General features: G+C 42.9%; 17 protein-coding genes. 10 read left to right on the top strand and 7 right to left on the bottom strand.

Going from position 1 to position 13,591, the window contains the following annotated elements; all coding sequences use genetic code 11:
• Window positions 1-48: 48 nt before the first annotated feature.
• Entirely contained in the window at window positions 49-303 is a 255-nt protein-coding gene (locus BLT91_RS20300; RefSeq protein ID WP_090824273.1) for a YuzB family protein, read from the top strand.
• Window positions 304-305: 2 nt separating this feature from the next.
• Here the strand turns inward: BLT91_RS20300 and BLT91_RS20295 are convergent, their stop codons facing one another.
• Together BLT91_RS20295 and mqnE are read right to left on the bottom strand one after the other, a co-directional pair.
• A complete protein-coding gene (locus BLT91_RS20295; protein WP_090824271.1) occupies window positions 306-1,370 on the bottom strand; it encodes an NAD(P)/FAD-dependent oxidoreductase in 1,065 nt (354 codons plus the stop codon).
• A 44-nt stretch (window positions 1,371-1,414) separates the two neighbouring features.
• Window positions 1,415-2,515: an aminofutalosine synthase MqnE gene (gene mqnE, locus BLT91_RS20290; protein WP_090824269.1), complete on the bottom strand. Its 1,101-nt coding sequence runs from the start codon at window positions 2,513-2,515 to the stop codon at window positions 1,415-1,417.
• A 376-nt stretch (window positions 2,516-2,891) separates the two neighbouring features.
• Between mqnE and BLT91_RS20285 the strand changes: the two genes are divergently transcribed.
• The gene (locus BLT91_RS20285; RefSeq protein WP_254777039.1) at window positions 2,892-3,071 is read left to right on the top strand and encodes an aspartyl-phosphate phosphatase Spo0E family protein; all 180 of its coding nucleotides are present in this window, start codon (window positions 2,892-2,894) and stop codon (window positions 3,069-3,071) included.
• Between the two features lie 138 nt (window positions 3,072-3,209).
• Window positions 3,210-3,581, top strand: coding sequence for an iron-sulfur cluster insertion protein ErpA (gene erpA, locus BLT91_RS20280; RefSeq protein WP_090824267.1), 372 nt, complete (start codon window positions 3,210-3,212; stop codon window positions 3,579-3,581).
• A gap of 723 nt (window positions 3,582-4,304) precedes the next feature.
• On the opposite strand, the gene BLT91_RS20275 is transcribed toward erpA, so the two are convergent.
• Complete coding sequence (locus BLT91_RS20275) at window positions 4,305-4,472, bottom strand: mechanosensitive ion channel protein MscL (RefSeq protein ID WP_254777038.1); 168 nt, start codon at window positions 4,470-4,472, stop codon at window positions 4,305-4,307.
• A 332-nt stretch (window positions 4,473-4,804) separates the two neighbouring features.
• Between BLT91_RS20275 and BLT91_RS20270 the strand changes: the two genes are divergently transcribed.
• Window positions 4,805-4,960, top strand: coding sequence for a sporulation histidine kinase inhibitor Sda (locus tag BLT91_RS20270; protein ID WP_090824263.1), 156 nt, complete (start codon window positions 4,805-4,807; stop codon window positions 4,958-4,960).
• A 39-nt stretch (window positions 4,961-4,999) separates the two neighbouring features.
• Here the strand turns inward: BLT91_RS20270 and BLT91_RS20265 are convergent, their stop codons facing one another.
• Both BLT91_RS20265 and BLT91_RS20260 read right to left on the bottom strand, forming a co-directional pair.
• Window positions 5,000-5,239 (bottom strand): hypothetical protein, encoded by a 240-nt coding sequence (locus BLT91_RS20265; RefSeq protein ID WP_090824261.1) that lies wholly within the window; start codon window positions 5,237-5,239, stop codon window positions 5,000-5,002.
• A gap of 58 nt (window positions 5,240-5,297) precedes the next feature.
• Window positions 5,298-6,296, bottom strand: coding sequence for an NAD(P)/FAD-dependent oxidoreductase (locus BLT91_RS20260; protein WP_090824259.1), 999 nt, complete (start codon window positions 6,294-6,296; stop codon window positions 5,298-5,300).
• Between the two features lie 410 nt (window positions 6,297-6,706).
• On the opposite strand from BLT91_RS20260, the gene BLT91_RS20255 reads away from it, so the two are divergent.
• Entirely contained in the window at window positions 6,707-7,897 is a 1,191-nt protein-coding gene (locus BLT91_RS20255) for an NAD(P)/FAD-dependent oxidoreductase (RefSeq protein ID WP_090824258.1), read from the top strand.
• A gap of 27 nt (window positions 7,898-7,924) precedes the next feature.
• A complete protein-coding gene (locus BLT91_RS20250; RefSeq protein ID WP_090824255.1) occupies window positions 7,925-8,206 on the top strand; it encodes a hypothetical protein in 282 nt (93 codons plus the stop codon).
• Window positions 8,207-8,404: 198 nt separating this feature from the next.
• Here the strand turns inward: BLT91_RS20250 and hemQ are convergent, their stop codons facing one another.
• On the bottom strand, window positions 8,405-9,151 hold the full coding sequence (gene hemQ, locus BLT91_RS20245; protein ID WP_090824253.1) for a hydrogen peroxide-dependent heme synthase: 747 nt from the start codon (window positions 9,149-9,151) through the stop codon (window positions 8,405-8,407).
• Window positions 9,152-9,339: 188 nt separating this feature from the next.
• Between hemQ and BLT91_RS20240 the strand changes: the two genes are divergently transcribed.
• The 4 genes from BLT91_RS20240 to dnaI all read left to right on the top strand — a co-directional run bounded on the left by BLT91_RS20240 (window position 9,340) and on the right by dnaI (window position 13,275).
• On the top strand, window positions 9,340-9,624 hold the full coding sequence (locus BLT91_RS20240) for a YuiB family protein (protein WP_090824251.1): 285 nt from the start codon (window positions 9,340-9,342) through the stop codon (window positions 9,622-9,624).
• A gap of 72 nt (window positions 9,625-9,696) precedes the next feature.
• The gene (locus BLT91_RS20235) at window positions 9,697-10,572 is read left to right on the top strand and encodes an alpha/beta fold hydrolase (RefSeq protein WP_090824249.1); all 876 of its coding nucleotides are present in this window, start codon (window positions 9,697-9,699) and stop codon (window positions 10,570-10,572) included.
• A 163-nt stretch (window positions 10,573-10,735) separates the two neighbouring features.
• Complete coding sequence (locus tag BLT91_RS20230) at window positions 10,736-12,250, top strand: replication initiation and membrane attachment family protein (protein WP_368086835.1); 1,515 nt, start codon at window positions 10,736-10,738, stop codon at window positions 12,248-12,250.
• Between the two features lie 74 nt (window positions 12,251-12,324).
• Window positions 12,325-13,275: a primosomal protein DnaI gene (dnaI, locus tag BLT91_RS20225; RefSeq protein WP_090824245.1), complete on the top strand. Its 951-nt coding sequence runs from the start codon at window positions 12,325-12,327 to the stop codon at window positions 13,273-13,275.
• A 130-nt stretch (window positions 13,276-13,405) separates the two neighbouring features.
• Here the strand turns inward: dnaI and BLT91_RS20220 are convergent, their stop codons facing one another.
• On the bottom strand, window positions 13,406-13,549 hold the full coding sequence (locus tag BLT91_RS20220; RefSeq protein ID WP_090824243.1) for a YqzM family protein: 144 nt from the start codon (window positions 13,547-13,549) through the stop codon (window positions 13,406-13,408).
• Window positions 13,550-13,591: the final 42 nt, after the last annotated feature.

The following is a 13,591-nucleotide window of genomic DNA, read 5'->3' as shown; positions in this document are numbered from 1 at the left end:
ATGAAAATGGTTTTCAACTTGAAATCATCATAAGGTGGAATTTTTATTATGAGACCAATCATTGAATTTTGTGCCAGCAATATGCACCATGGAACCGATAAAGTCATGAAAGCCTTGGAACAAAACCCTGACTATGACGTCATTGAATACGGCTGTCTAGGCAATTGCGGACAGTGCTATATGGAACCCTACGCGCTCTTGAATGGCGAAATCATTGCAGCTGAAAGCGCAGATCTTCTCCACGAACGCATTTTAGAAAAAATAAAAGAAATTGAAGCGATGTACGATCTTCTGGGTGACTAATCTTATCCGAAGTGGCGTTTGGACTTCCACAGTACACCGCTTTTGAGCATACGAGCGATTTTACCTGTCATTAGCGTACGTTTACCCATGATGCCGAATCCGCTTTTTTTACCCAATGAACCTAACGTACCTCTGAGCTTGATTTTACCAAGACGCGGTGTATCGCCTTTCCAAATCGCTTGCATCACTTCAGCAATTTGCTTGCCTTGCGCTTGCGCGGCTTGTGCACTTGGAGAGAACGGCAAGGACGCACAGTCACCTACAACGAACACTTCTTGATGATCTGGGATTTGGTGATACTCGTTGAGCATAATACGGCCTTGGCGGTCTTTGGGCACATTCAAAGCCTCTACGATTGGATTAGGCTGAATGCCTGCTGTCCAGATCGTGGCATCTGTTTTAATAATCTCTTCCTGGTTGTACAATTCTCCGCCATCTAGTCGTACCAACGATACTTGAGTACGCAGTTCGATGTGATGCTCCATCATCCATTCACGTACGTATTGCTGCAGATTGCTAGGGAAGGCAGATAATAAGCTTGGACCGCGATCGATTAAGCGAATGTTCAAATCAGTCCGGCTTTCGCGCAGTTCTGCAGCCATTTCAACACCGCTTAGCCCTCCTCCAATAATGGAGATTTGTCCATAAGGCGCAATGTCGTTAATGCTTTGATAAGTAGCACGGGTTTGTGCTAGGGTTTGGATGCTGCAAGAGTTCTCCCTAGCACCAATAATTCCGTGATAGCTATCCACACAACCCAGACCGATAACCAGCCAGTCATAGGTTATCGGTTCTTTGTCTTCAAATAGAATTTGCTTGTTGTTCAGATCGACCGCCGAGACTTCCCCATAAGTTAGAAGCAACCGCGAATCATCCGGGTAAGCAACTCGAATATGTGTTTCAGCAATTGTACCTGAAGCAAGCGCGTAATATTCTGTTTTTAGTCCTTGAAAAGGGCACCGGTCAATAAGCTCGAGTACTGTATCTTCCGGTAAATCCTTTTCCAGCATGTTTAAGGCTATGGTCAGTCCGCCATAACCTCCTCCGAGAATTACAAACTTTTTCATTCCATCCAATATCCCTTCTGAACGATATCTCTTCTCTAGTATAACTAATAAACTTTGATTTCATTATAAAAGGTATCACGTTCAACTGGAACGCGTCCTGCGCCTTGAATTAGCCATACAAGTTCATCTCGTGTAAGACCTTCAGGTGACAAAGCACCAGCTGCATGGGAAATTTTCTCTTTCACAATCGTACCGTGTGCGTCAGAAGCACCGAAGGTGAATGACAACTGGGTCAATTTGGTGCCAATGTTGATGAAGTAAGCCTTAATATGAGGGAAATTATCAAGCATCAAACGGCTAATCGCAATGGTCTTCAGTTCATCCCAGGCAGGTACCCGTTTTTTGAGGCCTGCATTCTTGCTTGCCGGTTGAATAGAATTCGGGATGAACACAAGGAAACCGCCTGTTTCGTCCTGCAGCTCACGCAAAAGTATCATATGACGAATGCGTTCCTCTTTCGTTTCGATCGAACCATAGAGCATCGTGGCATGCGTTTTCATTCCGAGTTGATGGGCATTACGGTGTACGTCGAGCCATTCCTCCGTGGATGCTTTTTCCACCTTCATTTTCGTACGATAGCGCTCGGTTAGAATTTCGGCTCCTCCTCCTGGAAGTGTGGACAGACCTGCATCCATTAACGTTTTGAGGACATCTCGGTAACTGAGACCACTGATACGCGAGAAAAATTCAATTTCTGCCGCTGTATGAGCTTTAATCGTAACAGCAGGGTAAGCTTGCTTCAGCTGGCGAATACAATCGACGTAATATTCAAAAGGCAAATGGGGATTATGCCCTTGACTAATATGAAATTCCTTAATTTCCGGATTAAAGTTCTCAGCGACATAATCTAACATTTGGCTCGGTGTAAGCGTATAGGAGCCTTCTTCACCTTCGTCGCGGCGGAAATGACAAAAAGCACAATGCTCCTCGCACACATTCGTGAAGTACAAGCTCATATTTTGCACAAAATAAACCTTGTTCCCGTTCATTCGTGTATTTACTTTGTTCGCTAATTGACCTATGGTCAGTAGATCTTCTGATTCATACAAAAATAGTCCATCTTCCAGCGATAGACGTTCACCCTTCTCAACCTTGTCCGCAATTTCTGCCATCCGTTTGATCGGGTCTGTGATCATAACACTCATCCTAATTCCTCCTATGAATACAAATTAAAGCTCATACTGAATCGACGCATCGAGCTTGATAAAGACCAAATGCGCCTGTGCGGTGTAAGTCGCTCGCGTACCTGTCTGCCAGTTCGGTTCGGGAATTCAACACCTAATATAGGGATCTTTGAGCGTAGCTCAAAGTCTCTCCGCTTAGTTTCTCTATACGTGCAAACCATCCATCCCATTATAAACCTCTGCGTTGGGAGGGGCAATATGATGAAGATGAAGATAAATTGACAATCTATATAAAACTATGAAATTTCTATCATTTAGGAAAATGTTATTTCCAATATTAACAAATTCCTGTATACTATTGCAATGTGATTACGTAGGGTTAAAAGGTGATTATAACGTGCTGACATATTTCGTAACCGAACCGCAGGAACGATTGAATATAGCCATAGAACAGCTTCGAGGCCAGATGGTTACCTTGGGTAATGTCTACGGCTTTCTGCATCCTGACGTGCAGCAGTGCAGTCGGGATCTGGATCAGTTAATATTGCAGTATTACGCTATGCAACCTAAGCAGTAAGCTTATGGCTACAATGAATATCTATATAGCTGCCCTTGAGCAATGCGTTGAATAGGAGTATACTTGATAGTAAGCATTACGAAAACTTATGTATAATGCAGTTTTCCTTAAGGAGAACTTTAGGGAGGGATTTACGTTATGATTAACATTAGTGAATCAGCGACTGATAAAATTAAGGAGCTTCTCGCTTCAGAAGAATCACCGAACCTGTTCTTACGTCTAGGCGTAAAAGCCGGAGGCTGCAGCGGTTTCTCTTACGGCATGGGCTTCGACGATGAGCAGAAGGATGACGATAAAGTATTTACCATACATGGCCTGAAGGTTGTTGTGGACGATGATAGCTCCAAATATTTATACGGTGTTGAGATCGACTACACAGACGCAGGGATGGGCGGAGGGTTCTCCATAAATAACCCGAATGCCGTAGCATCGTGTGGATGTGGCTCTTCCTTCAAGGTGAAGGACGAAGAGGGCTTAGTCGAGAAATGTGACGATAAAGTCGAGGCTTAATTAGGGATTTTGGGTGTTTGAAGAAGTTCGGTGAACACAACCCTAAAAAGCAGTGTTTTGGATTGTTAATTGATACCTCCTAAAAATGTGTATGATGCAAATACACATTTTTAGGAGGTTTTTTGTATATGCTAATGAAGAGGGAAAGGCGAGTTAGTGATAGGAGTTACCCTTTGCTTGATTAAGCTAAACATTGGTGTTATTTTATTAACTGGATTTCAACAAATGAATAGTAGTGATTTAGTGAGTCAACATTCGGAATTTAGTCCTATAAAAAACCATCGTTTGCATCGCTCTACTTGCATTACGAACTCTTGTATTCTGAGTATAATTTTCCAAGCATATATTCTTTTTCACTTTATATTCTAATATCAATTTTCTCAAAATGGATTGTGGTTAGAATTGTTGCAAAAAGCGATTGAAGATGCTGGAGAAAAAGGGAATGCTTCTTCAATGGGGCTTTTTTTGCAATTTCTGGGTTGCGGATTACGAAGCTTCCAAGCTTGTGTATTTTATAAATGTCTTGGAATTTCTGAAGACTGGTAGTAACGTGAACGCGTGGAATAAGAAATGCTGTTGACGCTGCGGTCAAAGCTGCATTGAGCGATACTCCTGAAAAAGGGGGCTATGATTAATATCGATTTTTAACAGTTCTGCATCGTGAGGGGATCATCTATTTTCAAATGAAGAAAAAGGCCGCGAGTGTATACAGGGGGCAGTTCCCTAATACACGATGCGGCCTTTAATTTTAACATTATCACCATACTTGGCTTTCATGAGCTTGGTTTGCTCTAGCATAAAAGTATAGATTTCTTTCAATCGGTTCTTACGAGGTTTAATTGTTTCTTTTATTTCACCGTTTAGTACTATATCGTAGACGATCAAGGTCATTCTCTCCTTTGTTTTGACTTTCTACTACCATTGTATGCTACGAATATTAAGTGACGATTAAAATTTCTTTTCAATTTTGTGAAGAACCTTAAGGATTTGTTAAGTGTGAGTAAAAAAAGGGGATTACTGATCACTTTTTTTTATCAGTAGAAAGAGAGTCTAGCATGTGTATAACTTTATGCACAGTATCCCCTATACATTTAAAGAGTTTAAGTGACATATTAACAATTTACCCACAGGATATGCACAATGTTCTGTGGATAACGGAACGCTTGTTCTAATTTTGCCCCCGTGATAATATAATTACAAATTATAGAATAAAGGTGATTTCAGTGAGACAAATTAGCGACGAAACGTTGATCGACTCCTATTACAAGGCACTGGATTTGAGATTGGAATCTGATTTTGTTGATCTGTTGCTCGCAGAAATTCAAAGACGGAATTTGAAACTGCACGTTTACATCAAGGTTGAAACACCGCTAAATTAGAAAGGTTCCCCAACTTCCAACAGCACTTACTTCCATAGATCATGAACTTATTTGGATGGTAAAACTGTAATGGCAGTCGGAGCAATTCACGAGATGAAGGCATTGATCATGCTGTACAGCTGTCCCATCCGACATGGAGATCTCATCAATCTCTCGATAAGGGGAGTATGGACCGAGATAGTCACTCAATCTGCCGCAATCATTCATCTGATGCGAACAAACAGGGCACTCGGTGTTCAATTCCTGCAGGCCATTGCAAACCGGACATATATAAGACAAGGGGTATTCCTCCTAATCCGAAGATTAGGTATAGAATACCCCTTTTTATGTAGAAAGATTAAAGTTTTAAGTTACTGCTATGTCCTGGTGAAAGCTTTGCACTTGGGTCGATATATACTTTAGCATTATTAATCGCAGTAGGTGCTTCACCGAAGCCGACAGCAATCAATTTCAATTTACCGGGATAAGTGGTGATATCGCCTGCAGCGAAAATGCCTGAGATGTTCGTTTCCATTCTGGAATCAACAACGATCGAGCCATTCTCGATGTCAAGACCCCATTCAGAAATCGGTCCAAGGGAAGATACGAACCCAAAGTTAATAATAACAGCATCGACATCGTGTTCGGTTTCTTCGCCTGATTTGATATCTTTAAGTGTAACTTGCTCAATACGGTCACTACCGTGAAGTTTCGTAATTTCTGTTGGCGTCACGACATTTACTTTGGAATTCATCAGGTTCTCTACACTGTGCTCATGCGCACGGAATTTATCTCTACGATGAATAAGAGTAACTTTCTCAGCAATAGGCTCAAGCATCAAAGCCCAATCAACTGCAGAATCACCGCCGCCGCTGATTAACACTTTTTGGCCAGCAAAAGCATTCAAATCGCTAACGAAGTAATGCAAGTTTTTCTTCTCGAATTGCGCGGCTTCCGGTAGTTCAAGACGACGCGGTTCGAATGCGCCAACCCCGCCTGAAATAATAACTGCATGGCTAAAGTGCGTGCCTTTGTCTGTCGTTATTTCAAAGAGACGCTCTTCTTTTTTGATGACTTGATGGACTTTCTCTTCCAAACAAACATCGATAGGAAAATGTTTCATTTGATCTAACAAGTTGTTTACTAATTCTTGTGCGGTTATCTTTGGGAAACCAGCAACATCATAAATATATTTTTCAGGATATAGAGCTGCAAGTTGTCCGCCAAGCTGCGGCATACTTTCGATAATTTTCACGGATGCTTGACGCATACCAGCATAGAAGGACGCGAACATCCCAGCAGGGCCACCACCGACTACGATAATATCCACGATGTCTTGAGTTTCTCTCTCGTTCATTGTTAAACTCCTCCGATTCATTTCCTTTAATGTGTCATTATTCTGAGTATTTCACAATCATTATTTCATTATAATCTTCTCTTCTATTGAAGGAAACAGGAAAAGTACGATTTCTTTATATAAATCAATTATATATATGATAAGTTATGGCTACATTGGATGGACAGGCCAGAATGGCTTGTATGCCTTATTTTAAAGCAAAATAGCACTTGATATTTACTTATGAAAATTATATTATATCATGAGAATCGGTTTAGCATGTTGTGATTAAATTCATCCTGTTTCATCATAATTCACTGCGAGTGAGTGCAAACTAGAAGCAGTATACTACTTTTGAAGCCGTTTGTGTAATTTTTCACAAGATAGAGAAACCATAGGACTATAAAATCGGATATGGAAGTGAGAGAGACATGAGTAGAATACCAAGAATCGTTATCTTAGGCGCCGGATATGGTGGGATTCTTTCTGCAATTCGTTTGCAAAAAGAACTGAATTACAATGAAGCTGATGTAACACTCGTAAACAAACATGACTATCACTACATTACAACTCATCTTCACATGCCTGCTGCTGGGACAGATAATCCTGAAAATGCACGCGTGAACATTTTGAAATTGATTGATGAATTTAAAGTTGATTTCGTGAAATCTACGGTTACACAGATTCGCCCGCATGAGAAAAAGGTTATTCTTGAAGATGGTACGCTATCTTATGACTACCTCGTTGTTGGTCTTGGTGGCGAAGCTGAAACTTTCGGTATTCCTGGACTTAAAGAAAACGCGTTGAACATCCGCAGTATCAATAGCGTTCGCTTCATTCGTGAGCATATTGAGTATCAATTCGCGAAGTACAAGCGTGAGCCAGATCGCAAAGATTACCTGACATTCGTTATCGGTGGAGCAGGATTTACCGGAATCGAATTCATTGGTGAGCTTGCTGACCGTATTCCACAGCTTTGCAAAGAATTCGACGTCGATCCTTCCCTCGTGAAGATTTATAATATTGAAGCAGCACCAACCGCATTGCCAGGTTTCGATCCTGAGCTTGTTGAATATGCAATGAAAGTTTTAACTGACAAAGGCATAACTTTTAAAATCGGGACGGCAATTAAAGAATGTACACCAGAAGGTGTTCTGATTGCTGGCGATGAGTTCATCAAAGCAGCTACAGTCGTATGGACAGGCGGTATCCGCGGAAACCATATGCTTGACGAAGCCGGGTTCGAGACCATGCGCGGCAGAATAAAAGTTGACGAGCACCTGCGTGCTCCTCAATTCGATAACATTTATGTAGTGGGTGACTGTTCCATCGTCATGAACGATGAAGGCAGACCATTCCCTCCAACAGCTCAAATCGCTATGCAGCAAGGTGAAGCTGTTGCGCACAACCTGATTGCTTCCATTCGCGGTTCGCAAATGAAAACATTCAAATTTTCCAACAAAGGTACAGTTGCTTCTTTGGGTAAAGGACAAGCTATTGGTATCGTTGGGTCTCGTAAACTGAAAGGTAACGTTGCAGCCATGATGAAAAAAGTGGTTGATATGAGATACCTTTACATTATCGGCGGAATTCCGCTCGTTATACGTAAAGGACGTTTCTAGTCATCATCAACAAACGGGGGGATCGCCATGCGGCACTGCAGTGTCCAAGTAAGAGGACTTCTTACCCGGGATGAACTGGATCGTTACAATGCTCTGATTGCGGTCGGTCACTTCTTAGAGACTGAGAAACGTTATGATCATGTAGCTGTTGTACAAAAAGAAATCGATATTCTCATTCTTCCTGCGATTGAACGATTGAAGGAAAAAGGCCGTCAGCGTGACCGGGATACCGAAGAGTATCTGGCACGCAAAGCTCAGATGCAAGCTGAATTAGAGGCTGCTCTGCGTGACGACGAGGATGAGGAATAACACAATTTAAACTGAAAGAAAGCTTCGCTCTTCATTGGGCAAGCTTTCTTTTTTTTGCTTCATTAATCATCACAGGCTGTTTACTCTCTTTCAAAAATGTGTACAATGTTGATTAAAACAAAACCCATCAATTGCAGCATTAGCTTGAACAGCAAAAAGAGTGAAAGACACAAGGTCCTTCACTTTTCACTTAATCAATTATGCTTGAATTAATTTAGCAAATTTTTCAGCTGTGAGCAGGTTGCCGACGTAGAAGTCGCCAAACTCACCAAAACGTGCACTTACTTCATCGAAACGCATTTCATAAACGAGCTTTTTGAAATGAATAGGATCATCAGAGAATAGGGTAACGCCCCACTCCCAATCATCTAGTCCAACAGAGCCTGTAATGATTTGTTTCACTTTACCAGCGTATGTACGTCCAATCATGCCATGGCTGCGCATCATCGTCTTGCGATCTTCGGCAGGGAGCATGTACCAGTTATCATTACCATCACGACGTTTATTCATTGGATAGAAGCAGATATGCTTCGCTTTAGGCAGAATAGGCTTTAAACGAGCTTGGATTTCTGGATCTTCTGCAGGATCGACACCTGGTTTGGCGAGATAACTGCTTAATTCTACGATGGATACATAGGAATAGACCGGGATTGTAAAGGCGGCAAAGCTTGATTTATTAAAAGCATTTTCCAGGTCATTCAGATCTTCCAGTGTTTCGCGCAATTGCATGAATACAAAATCGGCTTTCTGACCAACGATGCTATAAACGGCAGTACTGCCTAGTTTATCGTTTTCGATTTGCTGCCACTGGGACAGGAATGTATTCAGCTCGTCCGTTGCATGCTTACGCTCCTGTGGGGTTGCGGCATGCCATGCGTTCCAGTCGATTAGACGGAAATCATGGAGCGCATACCAGCCTTCCAGCGTTTGTACGGCTTCACTCATGAGTATTCCTCCATTCAAGGCTAATATCCCCTACATTGTATCCAATTCATGGGGAAAGGGCAAATGAACAAAGGGTGAAGATAGAAAAGTTCAATTTGTGTACACTTTACCTGTGCCATTTCGTGGATTACAATTATAAGGAAGCTAATAGATGAACGAGCTTCTTATACGTTAAGGGGGAACATACATTGCTGCAAATGATTATTGCCACTGTCTTAATGATGGTGTTATTTTTTGGACTGGGTTTTATTTTGAACATGCTGATGAAAACCACATGGTTTCCACTCTATGCTTTTATCGCTTTAGTCATCGGTGTGATGATTTACGGATCAATGGGATCTGCCTCTTTTTTATCCAGCGGCGAGAGCTTTACGATTGTAGATATCGTTCCTGCCATCGGTGGTTTGGTTGGCGCTATTCTAAGTGGATCGGCGATTAAAGCGCTGCGCATAAGAGGATTCAAAATGTTTTAATGTCATAAAAATAAGCAGAACTGGTCACGCTAAGGTGGAGTTGCCTAACTTTACTTAACGGAGGAGACTATTTTGCCTTTCGCCTATGTGAACGGAACGAAATTGCATTATGAGATTACAGGGACTGGCACCCCGATTGTCTTTATTCATCCACCTTTAATAACCTCACAAACTTTTGCCTATCAAAGAGAACAGCTATCGGATCAATTCCAAGTCATTACCTTTGATATCAGGGGGCACGGAGCCAGTAAGTCGTCAGAACGCCCATTCAGCTATGCCCTAATTGTCGAGGATATAAGGCAGCTTCTGGATTATTTGGGAATCGAAAAAGTCTTCCTGTGTGGTTATTCAACAGGTGGTTCGTTGGTATTGGAAGCTCATCTTACGTACCCTAAACGTTTACTTGGGGGAATCGTGATTAGCGGGATGTCTGAATTAACGGATTCCTATAACAAAAGCAGGATGTGGCTCGCTTCGTGGATGGCGAGTTCAGGTGTACTCATGAAGCTACTGAGAAAAGCAATCGCATTTGGAAATGCGGATAAGGATAAAACTTATCACAATCTGTATGAGAGCTCATTAAGCGATGCTGCGAATGATGTGAAATCCTATTACGAGCAGTCCCTTGCGTATACATGTACACGTCGTCTCCGAAGCATCCAGCATCCGATTCTATTGATTTATGGTCAGATGGACCGCTCCTTTCATCGGTATGCGAACTTACTTCATTCAGAGCTGCCGCATAGCTCGCTCTATTTCATTAAGGATGCTAAGCATCAAATTCCGATTAAGAACCCTACTAAGATGAATGACCTGATCCGTCTGTGGGTGAAAAGTCTGGAAGATCAGCAAACAGAGCGGGTGCTGCTTGATTTAGCAATTGCGAGGAAACTGAATCCGGTCATGTATGGAGAGGAAGCACAGGAAAGTCATCTGTCTGTTCATTGAATCAACCGAGAGGTTGGTTTTTTCATTTTAGGTAATATTATCTTTTCTCTAGGAGGTACCAAGCGTGTCGATTTTTGTGGTAGACTAAGAGAATAGAAACCGAGAAGCTTACATAGTTGCAATCGGTTGAGTTGAGGCAGGATGGTGCTGTAACGGGATGCGAATGACGAATATACTGCATTTCACTGAGAACCACAGGTTTTGTGTGAACCGTGAGTTTTCTTTGAGCAGTCTGGATTATAAAATGCTAGCCATGATGTATCAGCCTATGATAGGCGGATTGGCTATTAGTCTCTATCAAGCACTCTATCAGCAGATGAGTGCAGAAAAAGTCGGATATTCGCCGCTAGAACAACAGCGAAAGCTGTTTTTGCTGCTCGAGCTTGAGCAGGGAGAGCGAGGGCGCAAATATCTGATTGAGCAATCTTCGAAGCTTGAAGCTATAGGCCTTCTGCAGACAAACCGCAAGTTTCTGCCGGGCGAAGAAGACTATGTCTTCGTATATACATTGTTCCAGCCGCTTGGACCCAATGAGTTTTTCCGCAATCAGCATTTAACGCTGCTGCTTCGCGATAAAGTCGGTAAGTTCATGCTCCTTTCTCTTCGGGAAGAGCTGCTTTTGCCGGAGCCGGAAGAGTGCCGTGACGCAAGTGAAGAGAATCTGTCTGTGCCGTTCTATGATTTGTTCCGTCTCAACACCCAAGTGGTAGATTATGAACTGGAGCAGGCGCTGTATGAGGCCTCGGCGAGTAAACAGTCAGATGCTCGCATGGACGTAACAACCAAAGGCTTCCTATATGCCGATATTATCATGAGGTTCCCACGAGGAGCGAGTAATCGGGTTTTCGTCGAAGCTCTCAAGCATAAGCCGGATCAGATGGCTGCGATTAATATCGTAGCGAAGAAGTATAATTTATCCCTTCAGGAAACATGCCGTTTGCTTGACGAGGATGGCGTATTCGCCGAAGACGGCGAGCTGCAGATGGATCTCTTGCAGTATAATGCGAACCTTTTCTACAGACAGAGCAAGAAGCGAGACGAGGATCGAGAGCGCACTTTATCCAGGTCGGAAGAGAAAGATCAGGGTGAAGCTGCGGATATCTCGGAAGGCACGGTTGGAGACAAGTCCGTTGAGATGGCATATTATTTAGAAGTGCCGCAGCAGCTGCGCGGCGAATGTACGGATCATCAATACAATTACATTATGCGAAACGAGCCGTACACGGCAGTCTTGAAAATGTTTTTTACTCAGGGCTCCATTCCGGACGGCGTACTTAATATATTTGAGAAAATTGATCTGAATTATAAATTGAATGAGGAAGTTATTAATGTATTGATCCACTTCCTGCACATTGACCGCCGCTCGTGGGCAAAATCTTCGATTGAAGCTGTCGCTTCGGATATGTTAGGCAAGCAAATTGTTACATACGAACAAGCAGTGGAGTACGTACGTGAGAAAATCAGCTACAAACAGAAGGCCGCTTCCAAAGTAGAGGCTGCCAAAGCTGGCGGCGGCGGTGTAACTAGAGGCCGACAGGGCAAGACGCAGAAGCCGCACATTCCGATTGTTGTGCCGGATGCTGGCATAGTGGCGTCTTCTAGGCTGACGGATGAAGAGCTGGAGGCTGCTAGAAGGATGGCGCAGAAGCTGGACGAGCGATTTAATCGTAAGAGCTAAAATACAGTTAAGAAATACAGAATTATTTTAAATAACGTACAAGAGAACTAGAACTATAAGGAGGTGCAGGAAGCATGGAATCCTTGTCTCACTTACTCAAATCAATGCCGGATTCGGAATGGAGACGGAAAGCGGAAGCTAAAATTAGGGTTGTCATGGACGATGCCTTAGTTCACAAGTTCCGCCAGAAGTATCCTTTTGTCGATGACTACACAATAAAGATTAATATGAACAAGCTGTACCAATATGTGACAGAGTTCAAAAGCTGTTCAAATTGCCCTGGCTTAGAAAACTGTCCGAATGATATGACGGGTCATTATACGATGCTAACCGCAGATTCAATTAATGAAAAGCCGTTTATTCATGAGGAGAAAGTAGCTTGTAAGAAATTCAACTCCAAACAGCTGCAGGATGCAATAAGCAGCCGAATCCGCACCTTCCACGTGGATCCGCGGATGATTTCGCGCAGCTACTCTTTCGGGGATATCCTTGAAACGGATCTGGGTCGGGCAAAAGCCGTTATGCAAATTAACGACTATGTTAGTCTAACGATGGAAGAAGGGCTTCAGACTCGAGGGCTTTATTTATCTGGGTCGTTCGGTACAGGGAAGACGTTTCTAATGGGCTACATGCTTCACCAGTTGGCCAAAGTCGGTATGACTGGCGCTATCGTTTATATGCCGGATTTTGCCGAGGACTTGAAAGGAATGTTCCAGGAGCCCTACAAGTTGAAGGAGACGATTGATCTCCTGAAGGAAACGGATCTTTTGGTTTTCGATGATATCGGGGCTGAAAATCTGAATCCATGGCTGCGAGACCATGTCATAGGCGCTATCGTGAATCACCGGATGAATCGTAAGCCGACGTTTTTCACATCGAATTACGCGCTCGCTGATCTGGAGAAGCATTTCAGCTTCACCAACAAGGATGGCGACGAGGAGTACAAGGGACAGCGGATTATGGACCGTATTCGGCCTTTTGTCGATGTGGTTGAGGTGACCGGTACGAACAAACGCGGGAAATGAAAAAAGCTGCACAGATGAAATTATCTGCTGCAGCTTTTTATTATTTTCCATCGCATTCTTACACCCGCATCTGCATGAAAAAACCGCTTCACATAGAATGTAAAGCGGTGCTCTTACTGCTTAGATAATCCTATTTCATAACTTGAATCACGGTAGCAATGGCTGCAATTACAAACAAAAAGCCAAAGAAAGCGCCAAACCCAATAGCTACATCCATGAAATCGTTACGCGGTTCTTCATATACGTGAAGCTCAGGGTGTTTAGGATCGCTCATGTGGTTACCCCCTAACGTCCGACATTCGTATGTTTAAGCTTA

It is taken from the genome of Paenibacillus sp. yr247 (assembly GCF_900103825.1).
Lineage (GTDB): Bacteria > Bacillota > Bacilli > Paenibacillales > NBRC-103111 > Paenibacillus_E.
The sequence above is the reverse complement of the archived record's forward strand: the minus strand, read 5'-3'. Positions and strand labels throughout refer to the sequence as shown.

What these genes read in the sequence shown, in the direction of transcription:
- BLT91_RS20220 (WP_090824243.1), bottom strand. Translation starts at nt 13,549, where the DNA reads ATGAGCGATCCTAAACACCCTGAGCTTCACGTATATGAAGAACCGCGT.
- mqnE (WP_090824269.1), bottom strand. Translation starts at nt 2,515, where the DNA reads ATGAGTGTTATGATCACAGACCCGATCAAACGGATGGCAGAAATTGCG.
- BLT91_RS20295 (WP_090824271.1), bottom strand. Translation starts at nt 1,370, where the DNA reads ATGAAAAAGTTTGTAATTCTCGGAGGAGGTTATGGCGGACTGACCATA.
- BLT91_RS20300 (WP_090824273.1), top strand. Translation starts at nt 49, where the DNA reads ATGAGACCAATCATTGAATTTTGTGCCAGCAATATGCACCATGGAACC.
- dnaI (WP_090824245.1), top strand. Translation starts at nt 12,325, where the DNA reads ATGGAATCCTTGTCTCACTTACTCAAATCAATGCCGGATTCGGAATGG.
- BLT91_RS20260 (WP_090824259.1), bottom strand. Translation starts at nt 6,296, where the DNA reads ATGAACGAGAGAGAAACTCAAGACATCGTGGATATTATCGTAGTCGGT.
- BLT91_RS20230 (WP_368086835.1), top strand. Translation starts at nt 10,736, where the DNA reads ATGACGAATATACTGCATTTCACTGAGAACCACAGGTTTTGTGTGAAC.
- BLT91_RS20250 (WP_090824255.1), top strand. Translation starts at nt 7,925, where the DNA reads ATGCGGCACTGCAGTGTCCAAGTAAGAGGACTTCTTACCCGGGATGAA.
- BLT91_RS20275 (WP_254777038.1), bottom strand. Translation starts at nt 4,472, where the DNA reads ATGACCTTGATCGTCTACGATATAGTACTAAACGGTGAAATAAAAGAA.
- hemQ (WP_090824253.1), bottom strand. Translation starts at nt 9,151, where the DNA reads ATGAGTGAAGCCGTACAAACGCTGGAAGGCTGGTATGCGCTCCATGAT.
- erpA (WP_090824267.1), top strand. Translation starts at nt 3,210, where the DNA reads ATGATTAACATTAGTGAATCAGCGACTGATAAAATTAAGGAGCTTCTC.
- BLT91_RS20255 (WP_090824258.1), top strand. Translation starts at nt 6,707, where the DNA reads ATGAGTAGAATACCAAGAATCGTTATCTTAGGCGCCGGATATGGTGGG.